Annotated in this window: 13 protein-coding genes; 7 read left to right on the forward strand and 6 right to left on the reverse strand. The window is 73.2% G+C overall.

Going from position 1 to position 17,645, the window contains the following annotated elements:
- The first annotated feature begins 106 nt into the window (after positions 1–106).
- The gene (locus FK219_RS00290; protein WP_328821542.1) at positions 107–1,450 is read left to right on the forward strand and encodes a nicotinate phosphoribosyltransferase; all 1,344 of its coding nucleotides are present in this window, start codon (positions 107–109) and stop codon (positions 1,448–1,450) included.
- Positions 1,451–1,472: 22 nt separating this feature from the next.
- On the opposite strand, the gene FK219_RS00295 is transcribed toward FK219_RS00290, so the two are convergent.
- Positions 1,473–2,585 (reverse strand): YlbL family protein, encoded by a 1,113-nt coding sequence (locus FK219_RS00295; protein ID WP_328821543.1) that lies wholly within the window; start codon positions 2,583–2,585, stop codon positions 1,473–1,475.
- Between the two features lie 105 nt (positions 2,586–2,690).
- Here FK219_RS00295 and FK219_RS00300 point away from each other — a divergent pair, with 105 nt between their 5' ends.
- A complete protein-coding gene (locus FK219_RS00300) occupies positions 2,691–4,109 on the forward strand; it encodes a zinc-dependent metalloprotease (RefSeq protein WP_152581905.1) in 1,419 nt (472 codons plus the stop codon).
- A gap of 68 nt (positions 4,110–4,177) precedes the next feature.
- Entirely contained in the window at positions 4,178–4,999 is an 822-nt protein-coding gene (locus FK219_RS00305) for a hypothetical protein (protein WP_152581906.1), read from the forward strand.
- On the opposite strand, the gene FK219_RS00310 is transcribed toward FK219_RS00305, so the two are convergent.
- Both FK219_RS00310 and nudC read right to left on the reverse strand, forming a co-directional pair.
- Positions 4,971–6,707 carry an ATP-dependent helicase gene (locus FK219_RS00310; RefSeq protein ID WP_328821544.1) on the reverse strand — a complete coding sequence of 579 codons (1,737 nt, stop codon included), beginning with the start codon at positions 6,705–6,707 and terminating at the stop codon, positions 4,971–4,973. The genes FK219_RS00305 and FK219_RS00310 overlap by 29 nt on opposite strands.
- Positions 6,704–7,648, reverse strand: coding sequence for an NAD(+) diphosphatase (gene nudC / locus FK219_RS00315; protein ID WP_152581907.1), 945 nt, complete (start codon positions 7,646–7,648; stop codon positions 6,704–6,706). The genes FK219_RS00310 and nudC overlap by 4 nt, the downstream gene beginning before the upstream one ends.
- Positions 7,649–7,723: 75 nt before the next feature.
- On the opposite strand from nudC, the gene FK219_RS00320 reads away from it, so the two are divergent.
- Entirely contained in the window at positions 7,724–8,755 is a 1,032-nt protein-coding gene (locus FK219_RS00320; RefSeq protein ID WP_152581908.1) for a phosphotransferase, read from the forward strand.
- Here the strand turns inward: FK219_RS00320 and FK219_RS14045 are convergent.
- Positions 8,711–12,046 carry a UvrD-helicase domain-containing protein gene (locus tag FK219_RS14045; RefSeq protein WP_152581909.1) on the reverse strand — a complete coding sequence of 1,112 codons (3,336 nt, stop codon included), beginning with the start codon at positions 12,044–12,046 and terminating at the stop codon, positions 8,711–8,713. The two genes, FK219_RS00320 and FK219_RS14045, sit on opposite strands and share 45 nt — an antisense overlap.
- Positions 12,043–15,360, reverse strand: coding sequence for a UrvD/REP family ATP-dependent DNA helicase (locus FK219_RS00330; RefSeq protein ID WP_152581910.1), 3,318 nt, complete (start codon positions 15,358–15,360; stop codon positions 12,043–12,045). The genes FK219_RS14045 and FK219_RS00330 overlap by 4 nt, the downstream gene beginning before the upstream one ends.
- Before the next feature lie 104 nt (positions 15,361–15,464).
- Here FK219_RS00330 and FK219_RS00335 point away from each other — a divergent pair, with 104 nt between their 5' ends.
- The 3 genes from FK219_RS00335 to FK219_RS00345 all read left to right on the forward strand — a co-directional run bounded on the left by FK219_RS00335 (position 15,465) and on the right by FK219_RS00345 (position 17,301).
- Positions 15,465–15,689 (forward strand): DUF3107 domain-containing protein, encoded by a 225-nt coding sequence (locus tag FK219_RS00335; RefSeq protein ID WP_152581911.1) that lies wholly within the window; start codon positions 15,465–15,467, stop codon positions 15,687–15,689.
- Between the two features lie 9 nt (positions 15,690–15,698).
- A complete protein-coding gene (locus FK219_RS00340; RefSeq protein ID WP_152581912.1) occupies positions 15,699–15,998 on the forward strand; it encodes a hypothetical protein in 300 nt (99 codons plus the stop codon).
- A gap of 133 nt (positions 15,999–16,131) precedes the next feature.
- Positions 16,132–17,301 (forward strand): LPXTG cell wall anchor domain-containing protein, encoded by a 1,170-nt coding sequence (locus FK219_RS00345; protein WP_152581913.1) that lies wholly within the window; start codon positions 16,132–16,134, stop codon positions 17,299–17,301.
- Between the two features lie 49 nt (positions 17,302–17,350).
- Here the strand turns inward: FK219_RS00345 and FK219_RS00350 are convergent, their stop codons facing one another.
- Positions 17,351–17,635, reverse strand: a complete 285-nt coding sequence (locus FK219_RS00350; RefSeq protein ID WP_152581914.1) for a hypothetical protein — start codon at positions 17,633–17,635, stop codon at positions 17,351–17,353.
- Positions 17,636–17,645: the final 10 nt, after the last annotated feature.

Here is a 17,645-nt window from a genome sequence, read left to right on the forward strand (position 1 = left end):
CTCCGCGGCGACGATGCAGGCATGCCCCGTCGGTGGCGCCGAGCGTAGCGAGCGCCGGCGACATCCGTCATGCCGACGAGCAGCGGAGCGCGCGTAGTCTGGGCGCGTGACGACCTCGCTGCTGACCGACCGCTACGAACTCACCATGATCGATGCGGCCCTGCACTCGGGCCGCGGTCTGCGCCCGTGCGTCTTCGAGGTCTTCGCGCGCCGACTGCCCGCAGGGCGCCGATTCGGCGTCGTCGCCGGGCAGGGGCGACTGCTGGATGCTCTCGCCGACTTTCGCTTCGACGAGGACGACCTCGCGTGGCTGGCCCGCGAGCGGGTCGTGAGCGAGACCACGCTCGAGTGGCTCGCCGACTACCGCTTCGCCGGATCCATCACGGGGTACCGCGAAGGCGAGGTGTACGTGCCCGGCTCGCCCCTGCTGACCGTCACGGGCACTTTCGCCGAGGCGGTCGTGCTCGAGACTCTCGTGCTCAGCACGCTCAACTACGACAGCGCGGTGGCGAGCGCGGCCGCACGCATGGTCGCGGCCTCCGACGGCCGGCCGCTCGCCGAGATGGGCTCACGCCGCACGAGCGAGGCCTCCGCCGTCGCCGCCGCGCGGGCCGCCCACATCGCGGGATTCGACGCGAGCTCGAACCTCGAGGCCGGGCGTCGCTGGGGCGTGCCGACGATGGGCACGGCCGCGCACTCGTTCACGCTCCTGCACGACAGCGAGGAGGATGCGTTCCGCGCCCAGGTGGAGACCCTCGGCACGGGCACGACGCTGCTCATCGACACCTTCGACGTCGAGCGCGGCGTCGAGACCGCCGTGCGCGTCGCCGGCCGCGAGCTCGGCGCCGTGCGCCTCGACTCGGGCGACCTGCCCTCGCTCGTGCGGGAGGTGCGCGCCCAGCTCGACTCCCTCGGGGCGACGGGCACGCGCATCACCGTCACGAGCGACCTCACCGAGCACACCATCGCGGGTCTGCGCGGCGCCCCCGTCGACAGTTTCGGCGTCGGCACCTCCGTCGTGACCGGCTCGGGCGCTCCCGCCGCGGGCCTTGTCTACAAGCTCGTCGCGCACCAGGCGCCCGAGGGCGGCGACTGGCAGCCCGTCGCGAAGACCTCCCCGGGCAAGGTCTCGCGCGGCGGCACGAAGCGCGGTGAGCGCCTCATCGACGGCCGCGGTCGCGCGGTCGCCGAGCACGTCATCATCGACGACACGCGAGACGGCCGGCCCGACGGCGGCGCCACGGGCAGCGGGGTCGGCAGTGAGGGTGAGCCGAGCATCCGCTCATTGACCGTTCCGCTCGTGACCGACGGCGAGGCGGATGCCCGCTGGATGGGCCCGGAGGGGGTGCAGCTCGCGCGCGCCCACTGCGCCGCCGCCGTGGCCGAGCTGCCCGCAGAGGCGATGCGCCTGGGCGACGGCGACCCGGCGCTGCCGACCGTCTACAAGTAGGGGCGTCTACACGGAGGGGCGGTCAGGCGTCGCAGCGCGGCAGAGCATCGAGATCGCCCTCGTCGGCGATCGTCTGCAGCACCACGATCGCCTCGTCGAGCGTCGCGACCGAGAACACCTCGAGCCCGTCGGGCACCGCGCCCACGACCTCGCCGCAGTTCGCCGCGGGAGCGAGGAACCAGTCGGCGCCGAAGTCGACAGCGCCGTGCATCTTCTGCTGGATGCCGCCGATGGGGCCGACCGCGCCATCCGCCGCGATCGTGCCCGTGCCCGCGACCTCGGCGCCGCCCGCGAGCGAACCCGGCGTGAGCTTGTCGACGATACCGAGGGCGAACATCATGCCCGCGCTCGGGCCACCCACGTTGCTGAGCTCGATCTCCACCTCGAAGGGGAACTCGTACTCGCCCGCGACGAGCACGCCGATGATCGGCACGCGATCCTGGCCGTCGCTGAGGACGGGTGTGATGAGCGCCGTCTGCTCGGCTCCCCCGCGCACGATGAGGAATTCCGCGGGGCCGCCCGTGCCGTTCACGCTGATGAGCTCGCGCAGAGCCGTGACATCGCGCACAGCCGTGCCGTTGACCGACACGATCACGTCGTCGGGCTCAAGCACGCCCTCCGCCGGCCCGGCCTGCATCGACTCGACGACGACGAGGGAGCTCTCGTACGGCTCCCCGAGGGCACGCAATGCGGCGGCCACGGCCTCGCGCTGAGAGTTCTGCATGTCGACCCGGGACTGCTCACGGCGATCCTCCGTCGACACGCCCTCGGGAAAGACCGAGTCGACCGGCACGACGGCCTGCGTCGGGTCGATCCACGCCTGCAGCACGTCGAACCAGGAGGGGCGGCTGTCGCGATTGCCGACGACGTTGACCGTGAGGAGGGCGAGCGAGCCAGGAGTGTCGTAGGTGGGCTCGGTGGGAATGTCGATGAGCGGTACATCCTCGCCATCGACCGAGACGGCATCGAGCGTGTCGAACACCGGCCCCGGCCGTTCGATCACGTACGGCGAGGGCAGGATCGCGAGGGCGACGACGCCGAACAGCGTGAGAGCCAGGAGGGTCCAACCGACCCGGCGGTCTCGCGACCGCGCCTCGAGCTCGGCGGTTGCCGCATCCTCACTGAACAGACTCACCCGCACCCTCTTCTCGCCGTGCCGATCCACGGCAGACTGCCGGGTCATTCCGCCCGGCGCGAACCTGATCGGTCGGCGCCAGACACTCGCACTAGCGTAGGGGCCATGGCTGAGGATCCCCTAGGCGGTGCGGAGGACGAGTTCCGCGAGATGATGCGCAAATTCCTCGCGGGCGAGGGCGATATCGACCCGTCGAAGCTCGCGGGTGCCGCAGGGCTACCGACCGACCCGCTCATGGTCGCGCGCCTCATGGGCCAGCTGCAGCAGGCCATGAACTCGACCGGCGAGGGCATCAACTGGCAGCTCGCGCGCGACGAGGCCGGCCGCATCGCCGCCGAGGGCTCGCTGCGGCCCAACCAGACCCAGCTCGACGAGCTGCGCCAAGCGCTGCACCTCGCCGCGCTGTGGCTCGACGAAGCGACGAGCATCACGCAGCTCACGAGCGAGCCGAGCCTCACGACGCGCGCCGACTGGGCTCGGTTGACCCTGCCGGTGTGGACGCAGCTCGCCGAGCCCGTCGCGCTCTCCATCGCCGACTCGCTCACCGAGGTGCTCGATGATCAGGTGCCGGAGGAGCTCAAGAGCATGGTCGAGAACGCGGGCCAGATGATGCGCTCGCTCGGCGGCACGCTCTTCGCCCTCCAGCTCGGGCACGTCGTCGGCCAGCTGTCGGCCGAGGTCGTCTCGGGCGGCGACATCGGCATCCCCCTTCTCCCGGGGCGCGAGGAGCACGACGTGCAAGCCTCCCTCCTGCCGCAGAACGTCGCCGCGTTCGGCGCCGACCTCGACATTCCGCACGACCAGGTGCAGCTCTACCTCGCGGTGCGCGAACTCGCGCACGCCCGCCTCTTCCGCCACGCCCGATGGCTGCGGCAGCACCTCATCAGCGCGATCACCGAGTATGCCCGGGGCATCCGCATCGACACCGAGCGCATCGAGTCGCTCGCGGCCGAATTCGACCCCGCGAACCCGGAGAGCCTGCGCGAGGCGCTCACGAGCGGCGCGCTCATCCCCCCGAAGTCGGATGCTCAGCTCGCCGCCCTCGCCCGCCTCGAGTCCACTCTGGCCCTCATCGAAGGCTGGGTCGACGTCGTGACCGCGCACGCGACGACCCGCATCCCCCGCGCCGATGCGGTCGCTGAGACCGTACGACGCCGCCGAGCCTCCGGTGGACCGGCCGAGCGCGCCTTCGCGACCCTCGTGGGCCTCGAGCTGCGCCCGCGCCGACTGCGGGAGGCCGCGGCCTTCTGGCAGGCGATCACCGACGCGGTGGGCGCGACGCGCCGCGATGAGCTGTGGGCGCACCCGGATCTGCTGCCCTCGAGCGACGACATCGACGACCCGCAACGCGTCATCGCGAGCCTCACGGGCGAGAGCGCCGAGCCCGACGACGTCGACCGCGCGCTGAGCGACCTGCTCGCCGACGACAGCGGCGACCGCCCCATTGAGGGCAATCCCGGCGAAGGCGCCCCCGGCGAGGAGCCGAGCGGCCCCGACGATGACGAGGACTCCCCCCGGGCGTAGCTGGTCCGCGTGCAGAGGCTGTGCAGAGTTGCCGCAGCGCGGTCAGCCGCGCGCGCATCATGTGCGGCATGATTCTGCGACTCGACCCCTCCCGACCCCTCGTGTGGCGCTCGCCCTTCAGCCTGCAGATCGGCGTCGACCCCGTCGCCGTCGTGCTCGAGGAGGTCGACGACGGGGATGCCCGCGTGATCGCGACGCTCGCCACGGGAGCCACGCGCGCGGCGCTCGACCGCTCCGCCACGGCCGCGGGAGTGCGCCGTGCCCGCGTGGACGAGTTGCTGCAGCGCCTCGAGCCCGCACTCCTTCGCGGCTCACGCGCGATCACCGCGCCTCCGGCCCGCGTCGCCGTGCGCGGCACGGTCGACGGTCGAGCAAGCATCAGCCGCGTGCTCGCCGAGGCTGGGTGCACGATCGTCGGCGGCCCCGCGAGCGGTGCAGCGCGCGAGCCCGCGGCGCAGGCCGCCGTGCTCGTGAGCCACCACGTCGCCGACCCGCTCGAGCACCTGACGTGGCTGCGGCGCGACATTCCCCACCTTCCCGTCGTGTTCGGCGAGCGCGCCGTCACGATCGGCCCGCTCGTCGTGCCCGGCGAGAGCCCGTGCCTCGCGTGCCTCGAGCAGCAGCGCGCCGACGCCGACCCCGCGTGGCTCGCGATCGGCAGTCAGCTGTGGGGTCGTCGGGCGGCGGCGGAGTCGGGCCTCACCGCGACGCTCGCGGCGCTCGAGACCCTCACGATGCTGCGCGAGCTCGCGGCGGGGCGGGGCGGCAGCGGAACGAGCATCCGCCTCGATGTCGTCGACGACACGCGCACCGTCACGCGGTGGGCCGCTTCGGAGCGATGCGGATGCCGCGGGCTCGAATTCAGCGCGCCCGCGAGCGAGACGCGCTGACGCCGGCGCCGCTCGGCGCCGCGGGAGCCCGCACCTCGTCGAGGAAGCGGCTCGGGGCGCGCTCGGCTCGGGCGCTCGACGCGCGCTTGCTCCACGAGAGCTCGAGGGCCCGCCGGGCGCGCGTGATGCCCACGTACAGGAGTCGGCGCTCCTCGTCGACCGCCTCGAGCCCCTGCGCGAAGGTGATCGGCACGAGCCCTTCGCTGAGCCCGGCGATGTACACGGCGTCCCACTCGAGGCCCTTCGCCGCGTGCAGCGTCGACAGGGTCACCGCCTGACGGGTCGGCTCGTGCTGCTGCTGCTGACGGCGCTGCAGCTCGCGCACGAAGTCGGCGAGGCTCGTGCCCGGCGGCGCCTCCTCCGCAAGACCGAGAAGGGCGTTGAGGCTCTCCCACGCGACCCGCTCGGCGCCGCCGCCCTCCGGCGGGTCCTGCCGCCAGCCGAGACCGCGCAGCACGTCGCTCACGCTCTTGAACAGGGGCTCGTCGACGATCGAGATCGATGCGCCGCGCAGCAGGAGAATCGCCTGCTTGACCTCCTGCTGGTCGAAGAACCGACTGTTGGCGCGCGACTGCACGGGCACCTCGAAGCGCCGCAGAGCCGCCTCGAGCGCGATCGACTGCGTGTTGATGCGGTACAGCACGGCGATCGACTCGGGCGGCGTGCCGTCGGCGATGCGCTGCGCGATCGACTGCGCGATGCTCGCCGCCTCCGCCGCGTCGTCGACGTGGGCGCTCACGCGCGGCGTCGGGCCCGACTGCGCGCCCTCCGTCGCGGCGTGCAGGGTGAGTGCTCCGGGGCGGCCTCGCATGAGCCGGTTGGCGAGCGTCACGATGGGCGCGCTCGAGCGGTAGTTGTCTTCGAGCCGCACGACGCGCGCCTCGGGGTACTCGCTGCCGAAGCGCACGAGGTAGTCGCTCGTCGCGCCCGCGAACGAGTAGATGGTCTGCGAGGCGTCGCCGACGACGCACAGCTCACGCCGCCCGCCGAGCCACAGCGCGAGCAGGTCGTGCTGCAGCGGCGAGACATCCTGGTACTCGTCGACGACGAAGAAGCGGTACTGCTCGCGCACCTGCTCGGCGACGCGCGGCTCATTCTCGATCATGCCCGCCGTCGCCAGCAGCACATCCTCGAAGTCGATCTGCTTGCGCTCGTCCTTGAGATCCTCGTAGCGCTGGTGCAGCGCGACCATCGCGTCGACGCTCAGTTGCGCGGGCAGCGTGCGCGAGTGGGCGACGCGCGCGTACTCCTCGAGCCGCAGCCGCGAGACTTTGCGCCACTCGATCTCGGCGGCGGTGTCACGCAGCGCCGCCGTATCCAGGCGCAGCTTGAGCGCACTCGCGGCATGGCCGATGAGCGCCCCCTTGCCGTCGAGGATGCGCGGCGGGTGGCCGCCCGCCACGACGGGCCAGAAGTAGTGCAGTTGACGCAGGGCCGCGGAGTGGAAGGTGCGTGCTTGCACGCCATCCGCCCCCAAGGCGCGCAGGCGGCCCAGCAGCTCGCCCGCCGCGCGCGTCGTGAAGGTGAGCGCCATGACGCGCTGCGGGTCGTACGTGCCCGTCGCAACGCCGTAGGCGATGCGGTGCGTGATGGCGCGCGTCTTGCCCGTGCCCGCACCGGCGAGCACGCACAGCGGGCCGCGCAGCGTCTCGGCGACCTCCTTCTGCCGCTCGTCGAGACCTGCGAGCAGGCGGTCGGGATCGCTCACGAATCCTCGAGCGGGCCGCCGAACCAGTCCTCGATGATCGCGCGCGCGATCGAGGTGCGGCCCGGCAGCAGGATCGAGTCGAGATTGTCGGCGAGGTCGTCGCGGCTGAACCAGCGCAGGTCGAGAATCTCGGTGCCGTCGGGGCGCAGGAGGTTGTCGGCGTCCGCGTCGAGCGTCGCGCGAAACCCGAGCATGAGGGAGGCGGGGAACGGCCACGGCTGCGAGCCGACGTACTGCGGGTCGATGATGCGCAGGCCCGTCTCCTCGAACACCTCGCGCACGACGGCGGCCTCGAGCGACTCCCCCGGCTCGACGAAGCCGGCCAGGAGCGAGAACCGGTTCGACTCCCACAGCGCGTTGCTGCCGAGGACGAGACGATCCTGCGCGTCGGTGATACCCACGATGATCGCCGCATCGGTGCGCGGGAACATCTCCTGGCCGTCCTCGTCGTCGATGCGCACCCAGCCGCCCTTCGCCGGGGTGGTCGAGTGGCCGGTGCGCGGGGAGAATCGGTGCGTCTCGTGCCAGTTGGCGATGCCGAGCGCCTCGATCGCGAGGCCGGCGTCACGGTCGCCGAGACGGTGGCCGAGGGTGCGCGGGCTGCGCCAGCGAGCGATGTCGACGTCGAGCGCCTTCGCGGCCTCGTCGTCGAACACCGCGGCGACGATGGGCGAGCCGGCGGGCAGTGCCGGGTCGACGTCGAGTGCGCGACCCAGGTAGATGCGCAGCAGTCCCTCGGGCACGGTATCGGTCACGAGGTACTCCAGCGCGGGCGCCTCGTCGTCCTCGGCGATGAGCACCTCACCGCGCCACAGCGCGATGACGCGCGTGCGGGGGTCCTCCGCGAGCTCCTCGAACAGACGCGGCCGCTCCCGCGTCAGGTGGTCGCGGTCGATGCGGTAGCGCGACAGCGGCAACTGAGCGGTGAGTGATCGATGCATGGTGAGCCCTCTTCTTGACCGGGCGCACTGCGTGGCGCGGGCCTCCGAGCACGCGCCTCGACCTACTCTGTCGGTATGGCCCGTTCGCCCCTCACTCTAGCCGCGCTCGCGACGGCCGCCGTGCCCGGCCTCGAGGTCGCGGGGGCGGCCGCGCTCGGCTCGCAGGGGCGCGGTGACGTCGACTCTGCGCTACTGTCGACCCGCGACGGGCGCTCGCTCGTCATCCGCGTTCCGCGCACGCCAGCCGCCGAGAACGAGCAGTCGGCCGACCTCGTCGCGCTGCGCGCGCTGAGCGACGGCGTGCGGTCGCGTCTGCCGTTCGCGGTGCCCCGGATGCTCGGCCAGGCCCCCGTCGACGGCACACGCGCTCTCGTCTCCGAGTTCGTGGCCGGCACACCGCTCACCCTCGAGGGCATCACTCCCGGCATCGCCGCGTCGATCGGTCACGCGATCGCCGCGATCCACGGTCTGCCGACGAGCGTCGTCGCCGACGTGGGACTGCCGCAGCGACGCCCGACCGACGTCGTGCGCGACGCCGTCGTCACGATGGACCGCGCCGCAGCGACCGGGCTCGTGCCCGCGGCACTGCTCGCCCGCTGGGAGGCTGCGGCGGAGGACTCCACGCTGTGGCAGTTCAGCCCGGCCGTCATCAACGGCTCCCTGGGGGCATCCTCGTTCCTCACCGTCGGCGAGACCGTCACGGGCGTGCTCGGCTGGTCGCACCTGCAGGTCGGCGACCCGGCGCGCGACCTGTTCTGGCTGCTCGGCGCGAGCGACCCGCTCGTCGCCGAGAGCGGCCTCGACGCCTACCACCAGGCGCGCGGGATGCACGACCGCCAGGTCGGCCGCCGCGCCGTGTTCGCCGCCGAGCTCGAGGTGGCACGCTGGCTGCTGCACGGCACCGAGCAGCGCTCGACAGAGATCGTCGACGACGCCGTGGAGATGCTCGGTGCTCTGCTCGATCGCGTGCAGGGCGACGTCATGAACCCGCTGACCCCGGAACCGTCGCGCAGCGCGACGCTCACCGACGCGATCCAGCTCAGCGAGTCGACGCCGCCGTCGTCACCGCCCGGTGAGCGCGGCCTCCCACAGCGCGGCGAGTTCTGACTCGTCGGGGAGGTCGTCGGGCCGCAGCACGGCATCGTCGGCGACGAAGTAGAACGCGGCGCTGACGTCGTCGATCGGCCGCCCGCTCCAGCGCGCGTAGGCGAGGCGGTAGAGGGCGAGCTGCAGTTCTTTCGCGCGGCGGTCGTCGTCGTCGCGGGGAGCGCGCCCGGTCTTCCAGTCGACGATCTCGACGCCGTCGCGGCCATCGGGCAGGGTCGTCGCGTACACGGCGTCGATCTTGCAGACGAGGATGCGCCCGGCGAAGGGCACGTGCAGTTCGCGCTCCACATCGAGCGGCTGCCGGGTGGCCCACGGCGAGGTCTCGAAGGTGCGCTGCAGTGCCGAGAGGGCGGCCTCATCGAGATCCTCGGCCGGCGCGTCGTCGCTCTCTCCGCCGAAGGGCAGGGCGAGGCCGTCGACGGTGTCGGGCAGAGTGGCGAGGCCGTACCGCTGCTCGACCCAGCGGTGGAAGACCGTGCCGAGCCGAGTCTGTCGGTAGGGCCGCTGCGGCACGGGGCGGCGCAGCCGCTCGGCCGAGCCTGCAGGGTCGCCGACGAAGTCCTTGAACGCCGAGGCGGGCACGCGCAGCGGCACGGGCACGAGGTCGGCACGGCGGCGCCGCTCGTTGCGCTCGGCGAGCAGCAGGTCGACGTCGGCGTGCCAGCCGTAGGGGTCGGTGCCGGGTCGAGCACGGGCATCCTCGTACCGGCTCGCGTCGACGGCGCGCACGCGCTGCGCGGCCGCCTCGAGCTCGCCGCGCCGCCGACCGAGCGGGTCGCCGGGCCACCACGCGGTGGTGTCGTCCTCGGGCGGGCGGGGGTTCTCCTCGTGCTCGCTGGCCTCCGGCCACGGGGGCAGGATGCTCCGCTCGGCGAGGGGACGGAAGAAGCTGCTCGGCCCGCGCGGCTGGGTCTGGCTCGCCCACCACGATCCGCTCAGCAGCAGGCGGTGCCGCGCGCGCGTGACGGCGACGTAGGCGAGCCGGCGCTCCTCGCGCTCGTGATGGGCGGCGACCTCCGCCTGGAAGTCCTTCACCGCGTCGAGCAATTCCTTGCGGTCGGCGGCGCCGCGCCAGGCGAACTGCGGCAGCTCGGCGGCGTCGCCGCGCAGCTCGTAGGGAAGAACGCCGAGGCTCAGCCAGCCCTTCGTGCCGTCGCGCGGGCGCGCGGGCAATTCGCCGTCGACGCAGCGCGGCACGGCGACGTGGTCCCACTCAAGCCCTTTCGCGCCGTGGATGGTGAGCACCTGCACGGTGCCGGGCTCGGGGTCTTCCGAGCGCGGCGACAGGTTGTCGCGCCACTCGGCCTCGCGCAGCCAGGAGAGGAAGCCGCCGAGGGTCGCGTGGTCGGCAAGACCGAGGTAGCTGTCGAGGGCGTCGAGGAAGGCAGTGCGCGGGGCGTCCCCGAGCACGCGGTACGGGTTTGCGGCGACCTCGATATCGAGCTGCAGCTCGTGCTCGACCGCGACGACGAGGTCGGGCAGCGCGAGCGAGCTGCGCCCGCGCAGGGTGGCGAGCACGCGGCCCGCCTCGCGTAGCCGCGCGAGGCCCGCAGCGCTGAAGCGGCGCAGCTGCCCGTGGTCCTCGCGCGCAGTCGCGACGAAGTCGAGGGCGTCGACGAGGGAGACGCCGTCGCCCGCGGCGACGGAGGCCCGCAGCGCCTTGATGACCTCGGGAGCGAGAGGGCGCTGGGCCAGGTCGCGATCACGCAGCCAGCTCGCGACACGGGAGAGCGCGTGCAGGTCGGCGACGCCGATGCGCCAGCGCGGGCCCGCGAGCAGGCGCACGAGCTCGGTGCCCGCGCTCGGGTCGTGCAGCACGGCGAGGGCGCACACGAGGTCGCTGATCTCGGGCTCCTCGAGCAGTCCGCCGATGCCGAGCACATGGAACGGCACCCCCGCCTCCCGCAGGGCGGCGAGAAACACGGGCTGGGTCGTGCGGTTGCGCATCAGGAGCGCCGCGCTCGGGCGCAGCGGTCTGCCGTGATCGTCGGTCGCTCCAGGCGAGGCTCCCACGACGGGCTCCCCGAGGCGATGGGCGAGCCATGCCGCGACCGCGGCGGCCTCCTCGTGCACCTGCTCCTCGAAGACCGTCTCGACGGCGTGCGCGCTCGCGCTCGGGCCGCTCTCGAGTCGCGCGACGGCGACGCTGCCGGGCGTCGTGAGCGGCTCCACGAGCGCGTTCGCGACGTCGAGGATGCGCTCGCCGTTGCGCCAGCTGATGCTCAGCGAGTAGCGGCCGACGGGCTGCTCCGCGCCCCCATCGTCGTCAGCCCCGCGAAACCGCGTCGCGAAGTCGTCGAGCCCCGCCGCGCTCGCGCCGCGCCAGCCGTAGATCGACTGGTGCGGGTCGCCGACGGCCATGACGGGGGTGCCGCCGAACAGTTCGGCGAGCAGCCAGGTCTGCGCCACATTGGTGTCCTGGTACTCGTCGAGCAGCACGACGCGGTACCGCGCGCGGATGCCCGCCGCGACCTCGGTGTGGGCGCGCACGATCTGCAGGGCGAGCGTCACCTGGTCGGAGAACGCCACGTAGCCCTCGCGCTGCTTGGCGAGCTCGAAACGCTCGACGAGGTCGCTGAGTGGCAGCGTCGCGTCGAGGGTCGTCGCGAGTCGGTCGACGTCGGCGCGCGCGTGCCGGTCGGGGCTCGGCAGGTCGCGCATGCGCACGAACTCGGCGATGAGAGCCCGCAGGTCGTCGACGGTCGCGTGGTGCTCGGCGAGGCCGTGGGCGAGACGCAGCACGGCCTCGGTCGCGGAGTCGACGGAGAGGTCGAGGTCGGCGAGCCGGGCATCCGTCGCGGTGGCGACGATGTCGCGCGCAAGCTGCCAGGCGCCCGCCTCCCCGAGCACGACGCCGTCGGGGTCGCGGCCGATGAGCACCGCGTGGTCGCGGTACAGGCTCGAGGCGAAGGAGTTGTAGGTCGACACGGTCGGCTGCGTGAACGCATCCACGAGCGGGGCGCCGTCGGGGCCGGGCGGCAAGAGCCCGCTCGCGCCGAGCGCGATGAGGCGCGACCGGATGCGCGCGGAGAGTTCACCTGCTGCCTTGCGCGTGAACGTGAGCCCCAGCACGCCCTCGGGCGCGACATGACCGTTGGCGACGAGCCACAGCACGCGCGCGGCCATCGTCTCGGTCTTGCCCGAGCCGGCTCCCGCGACGACGAGGGCCGGGCCGAGCGGAGCCTCGATGACGGCACGCTGCTCGGCGGTCGGACGGTAGATGCCAAGTGCGTCGGCGATCGCGTCTGCGCTGATAGGTCCACCGCTGATCGTTGCGCGCGCGCCGCTCACGAGTCGTCCCCCGTGACGGGTGGCACGCGGTGCACCCGGTGGGCGAGCGAGCCGTAGTCGTAGCGACCCACGGTGCGGGGCCCCGCGAGCTGGTCGACGGTGATGGCCGCGAGCGCGAGGCGCAACCGATCACGGAAGGCCTCGAGTGCCTCGTCGTCGAGCACGGCCTGCACGGCTTCGCGGTAGGACTGGTCGCCTTTTCCCTCGCGCACATAGAGCAGTACGGCGCCGCCCGCGGTCACGGGTGCCGCGGGGTCGAGAGCCCCGCTCTCGCGCAGGGGTCGCAGCGCCTCCTCGAGCGCCTCGTCGAAGGCGCCGTCGGCGAAGGCGAGCTGGTACGCGCCGAGTTGCGCGTTCGCGGCGACCTTTGCGGCATTCGTCTCGGGTCGACCCGTCTTGAGGTCGATGATGCGCAGCGCACCCTCGGCGCCGACCTCCATGCGGTCGACGATGCCGCGCACCTGCACGCGGTCGACCTGCACGGCGAAGCGCTGCTCCGCGGCGACGGCCGCGCGGCCCTCGGCAGCGGCATCCCGCAGGTAGTCGGCGAGCCCGACGGCGTAGCGACGCGCGAGGCGGTGCTGCTGCTCGGCGAGCCACGGCGACTCGAAGCTCAGCTCGCTCCACCGCGCCTCGATCGCCGCCCACACCTCCTCGACGCCCACTGCGGGCGGGGCAGCGGGGTCGAGAACCTCGGCGCTGAGTGATTCGAGAGCCCAGTGCACGATCGTGCCGATGCCCATCGCGGGAGTGCTCTCGCCCGGCGCGATCGTGTCGAGGAACCAGTCGAGGGGCGACCGCTCGATGCTCTCGATCTTGCTCGGCGACAGCCCGACGGTCTCCTCCTCGATGAAGAGCGGCGCCTCGGTGGAGACCTCGAGCAGGCCCCACCAGTCGTCCGGGTCGGCTCCGGGCACACGTTCTGCGGCGAGGCGTGCGAGCGCTGTTGCGGCCTCCGCGCGCCGGTCGTGGCTCTCGTGGGGGTCGGTGAGCACGCGGCGCAGCTGGCCGACGGTGCGGCGCAGGGAGCGAGCGCGGATGACGCGGCGCGGCGGCCCCGCGTACTCAGCCCCGTCGCGGCGCGGCGGCGCCGCGTACTCAGCCCCGTCGCGGCGCGGGCCCCTGTCGTCGCTCGCCTCCGCGACGATCTCGTGCAGGGCGCTCGGCTGCTCGTCCTCCCCCGAGCTCGCGGTGACGACCACTTGGCGCCGGGCGCGCGAGATCGCGAGGGCGAACATGCGCAGCTCGTCCTCGAGCACGAGGCGCCGCTCGTCGAGGTCGCCCGTGGGCAGGCCGCGCGCGACGCGGCTGAGCAGCGGGGCGTGCAGGAGGCTGCCGCGCAGGCGCAGGTCGGGCCACACCCCATCGAGCACGTTCGCGACGACGACGACGTCGACCTCGAGACCGGCCGCCGCGGAGGGGGACGTGACGAGCACCGCCTCGGTCGTGCGGGCGGGCGCGAGGAGGTCATCGGCGACGTCGCTGTCGAGCACGCGCGACAGGAAGGTCTCGACCGTGGCCTCGGGCACGGTGTCGACGATGACGGTCGCGGTCGTGAAGACGGCAACGACCGCGTCGAGCGCACGATCGGCCTCGCCCCCGGTCGTGCCGCCGGCGACGGCCTCGCGCTGCCAGCGCTCGACGACGCGCGCGTCGTCCCACGCGATCCACAGCAGCTCGTCGACGGTCGCGCCCTCCGCATGCCTCTCGCCGATGCGCGCGAGCGTTCGGGCGAGTCGGGCTGCACGGCGCGCGACCCGGTGGTCGATGGTCGCGAGCCGGTCGGGAGCCGCGAGCGCCTCGACGAGCAGCTCGTCGGCAGTGCGCGCGCCGTCGCCGGCGAGCTCCTCCGCGCGCAGGGCGCGTCGCAGTCGGCGCAGGTCGACGCGGTCGAGGCCGCCGAGCGGCCCGAGCAGCAGCTCGGTCGCGGCCTCCGCCGTGAGCGGCGCACGCCCGACCCCGAGGTCGACGTGGCGGATGAGGGCGCGGGCGGCCGGATGCTCGCGCAGCGGTCGCCCGGGAGCGGTGCTGCGCACGGGCACCTCGGCGAGGGCGAGCGCCCGAACGAGCGGCGGCACGAGAGCGCCGCTGCGCACGATGACGGCCATGCGCGACCACGGCACCCCGTCGATGAGGTGGCGCTCGCGCAGCACGTCGGCGATGAGCGTGCGCTCGCGCGCGGGGCTCGAGGCGGTCAGCGCGAGGAGGGGGCCGCCGAGCTCGGGCGCCTCGGCCCCCGCGCCGCTGCGCTCGTCACCGCGGGGCTCGACGCTGTGCCCCGGCCGTGCGCGACGCTGCGCACCGGCCGCCGCCGCGCCGATGCGGCTCGTGAGCTGCACCGTGAGGGCGCGCAGCGTGGGGCTCTGCCGGTGCGCCGTCTCCAGCACGAGGGTGGGAAGGCCCGCGAGTCGCGTGAGGGATTCCGGCTCGGCCCCGCGGAAGGTGTTGGTCGCGACGTCCGGGTCGCCGAGGGCGATCACGGTCGCCCCGCGGGCGGCGAGCGCCGCGAGCAGGTCGAAGCCGCTCGGCGTCGCGTCGTGAGCGTCGTCGAGGATCACGAGCGAGGGCGCCTCGGGAGCCGCCGGGTGCGGGTCGGCGAGGAGGCCGACTGCCGCGCGCACGAGTTCCGCCGGGTCCTGCTGCCCGAGCCGCGCACCGCCGAGGCTGTCGCGGTACTCGTCGGCGAAGTCGGCGACCGCGGCCCACTCCGGTCGGTCGAGCCGCGCCGCCGCCGCCCGCAGGTCGTCGGTGCCCCAGCCGTGCTCCGACAGCCGGGCGAGCACGTCGCGCAGTTCGGTGCGGAACGCCGTGAGCTGCCGCACCTCCGGCCCGAGGTGCTCCGGCCAGGTGGGCCCGGGCGAGGCGGCCGCGCCCAGCACAGCCTCGAGCTCGCCGCGATCGAGCAGCTCGGCGATGTCGGAGTCTTGATCGGCACCGCTGAGCAACCGTGGCTCCTGGGTGCCCGTGAGCCGAGCATCCGCCTGCACGACGCCGAACGCGTAGGAGGCGATCGAGCGCGCGAGCGGACCGGGCAGCACCGAGGCCGGGCCCGCCAGGCGCAGTGCCAGCCGATCGCGCAGCGCCGTCGCGCTGCGCCGGGACGGCGTGAGAACGAGCACGCGCTCCGGGTCGAGACCGTCGACCTGAATGGCGTGCGCGACGAGCTCCACGACCGTCGCCGTCTTGCCCGTGCCGGGCGCACCGAGCACGACCGCGCCCGGCCCGAGCCGGGCATCCAGCACCGCCTCTTGCGAGGCATCCAGCGAGACCGGATGCGCGAGCTGCGCGGGGGGCGCGGCATCGAGGGCGGTCATGACTCCACGCTACTGGCGGCGTCAGACACCGTCGGGCGCGGCCCGCACTGCGCCCACAGTGAACGCGGCCGCGGCCCGCAGGGCGAAAAGGTACGCTGACGGACGTGGACATTCGCATCGGAATTCTCAACAGCCCCCGCGAGCTCTCGTTCGAGTCGTCGCAGCCCGCCGCCGACATTCAGAAGGCCGTGACGGCGGCGATCGAGAAGGGCGCGCCCCTCCTCGAGCTGACCGATGACAAGGGCAAGCACTACCTCGTGCCGACGACCGCGATCGGCTACGTCGAGATCGGCTCCGACTCCGCCCGCCGCGTCGGCTTCGTCGGCTAAGAGCGCACCGTGGAGCTGCTCTTCGTCACCGTCATCGGCGCGTCGATCTCGCTCGGCGTGCGCTACCTCGTTCCCGGGCGGCAGACGCACGGCCTCCTCCTCGTGCCTGCCGTCGGTGCCGCCGCGACGGCCGCCGTGTGGGCCGTGTGCGTGTGGCTCGGCCTGACCTTCGACGGCGGCTGGATCTGGGTCATCGCCCTCGTGCTCGGCCCGCTCGCCTCCCTCGCCGTCGCGCTGGCGCTGCCGAAGCGGCGCGAGACTGCCGACGCCGAGCTGCTCGAGCGCCTCATGAGGCCGACCGCCGTCTGACGCGGGAGAGCGCGGCCCGACGGGCTCAGCAATTTTGTGACCGGCCGTGCTCGCTCGGCACGGGCTGAGGCGCTAGAGTCGAATCAGCTTCGGCTAAACTCCCCCGCCCCTTCCCCTCACTTCGGAGCCATCCATGCGCGCTCGACTCCCCCTCACTGCACTCGGCCTCGCCGTGGTCGCCACGCTCGTCGTCGCCACGCCCGCGACGGCCGCGCCGTTCACGGACGGCGACATCACGGTGGGCGGCACCACCTGGTACGTCGAATACTTCGAAGCGGGTGAGCAACCAGAGCTCGAGGAGGCGACGCGCGACGACTGGGATGGCGGCGACGACTCGTTCGACGCGGGCCTCCAGCCGATCTATCTCGCGTCCGACGCGACCGGCCCCACCGACTATGACTTCGCCGAGTGCGCCGCAGACGGCGACCTCTCCCCCGCGGCCGACAGCACCGGCGACGAGATCGCGACGTGCGCCCTCGAGCCTCTGACGACCGGCGACGGCACGCTCGACGCCACCTACGAGCTGCGATTCTTCAGCGACGGGGTGACCGTGCGGTCGCGCATCACCGTCACCAACACGAGCGGCGACACCGTGAGCGGCGCCGAAGTGGGCTTCCGCGACAACTACTACCAGGACGACGACACCCGCCTCGGCGCGTCGACCACCGCCGGCCACCCGGCTGACACCACCGACACCGTCGTGGACGGCGACCTGCTGTGGATCATCTACGACATCATCGACGAGGACAGCTACGAGGTACCCGTCATCCTCACGGCGGCAGGCACCACCGACGCCGCCGTCGCGCCCGCGATTGCCAACGCGGCGGGCGACGGAGATGACCGGCAGGCCACGCTGTACCCCCTGCCCGACATCGCTCCGGGCGAGTCGGTCGAGGTCGTGCAGTTCTACGTCTGGAACTTCTTCGCCTTCGACCCCGAGCAGCAGCCCGTCGATGCCCCCGCCAGCACGGACGAGAACCTGCGGGCGACCGAAGAGGTTGTGACCGACGAGGGCGTCACCAAGAGCGCCTTCCTCGAGCCCGCCGCCCTCTTCGTGCCCTCCGCGCTCGCCGCGGTCGAAGAGTCGTGGGATGCGCGCGACCGCTTCGACACGCTCAGCGCCCGCGACGCGGCCGGCATCGCCGACCCGAGTGCGGTGCTGAACTGGAACCCGACGGCCGAGCCCACCGAGCCGGAGCTCGCCGAGACGGGTGCGGGCGACACGCTGCCTCTCGCCGCCCTCGCGGGCCTGCTGCTGCTCGCCGGCGCCGGCGTCATCGCCCTGCGTCGACGCGCAGTCTGAGCCTGATCGCCGGGGCGCTACGGCGCCCCGGCTCCCGCTCGCGCGACCGCTAGAACAGGGCTGGCAGCGACAGCACGCCGAGCACCGTCGCGATGATCGTCACGACGAGCAGCACGATCGAGCGGTCCTTGCGCGCGGCGATCGCGATCCAGCCCATGATGGCGGCGATCACGAGGGCGATCGTCGCGGCGGCGTTGAGCGTCACGAAGATGATCACGCCGACCGTGCCGAGCGGGTTCACGAGCACGGGGGCGAGGAACGGGATGATCGCGCCCGCCGCGATCGCGACGATCGCGAGGATGCCCGAGCGACGCCCGAGCTCCGTCTCGGGCATCTGCGGCCGA

Origin of the sequence: Microcella pacifica, from assembly GCF_009371975.2 — a bacterium.
Classification (GTDB): domain Bacteria; phylum Actinomycetota; class Actinomycetes; order Actinomycetales; family Microbacteriaceae; genus Microcella; species Microcella pacifica.

What these genes read in the sequence shown, in the direction of transcription:
- FK219_RS00345 (WP_152581913.1), top strand. Translation starts at nt 16,132, where the DNA reads ATGCGCGCTCGACTCCCCCTCACTGCACTCGGCCTCGCCGTGGTCGCC.
- FK219_RS00350 (WP_152581914.1), bottom strand. Translation starts at nt 17,635, where the DNA reads ATGCCCGAGACGGAGCTCGGGCGTCGCTCGGGCATCCTCGCGATCGTC.
- FK219_RS00300 (WP_152581905.1), top strand. Translation starts at nt 2,691, where the DNA reads ATGGCTGAGGATCCCCTAGGCGGTGCGGAGGACGAGTTCCGCGAGATG.
- nudC (WP_152581907.1), bottom strand. Translation starts at nt 7,648, where the DNA reads ATGCATCGATCACTCACCGCTCAGTTGCCGCTGTCGCGCTACCGCATC.
- FK219_RS00320 (WP_152581908.1), top strand. Translation starts at nt 7,724, where the DNA reads ATGGCCCGTTCGCCCCTCACTCTAGCCGCGCTCGCGACGGCCGCCGTG.
- FK219_RS00305 (WP_152581906.1), top strand. Translation starts at nt 4,178, where the DNA reads ATGATTCTGCGACTCGACCCCTCCCGACCCCTCGTGTGGCGCTCGCCC.
- FK219_RS00330 (WP_152581910.1), bottom strand. Translation starts at nt 15,360, where the DNA reads ATGACCGCCCTCGATGCCGCGCCCCCCGCGCAGCTCGCGCATCCGGTC.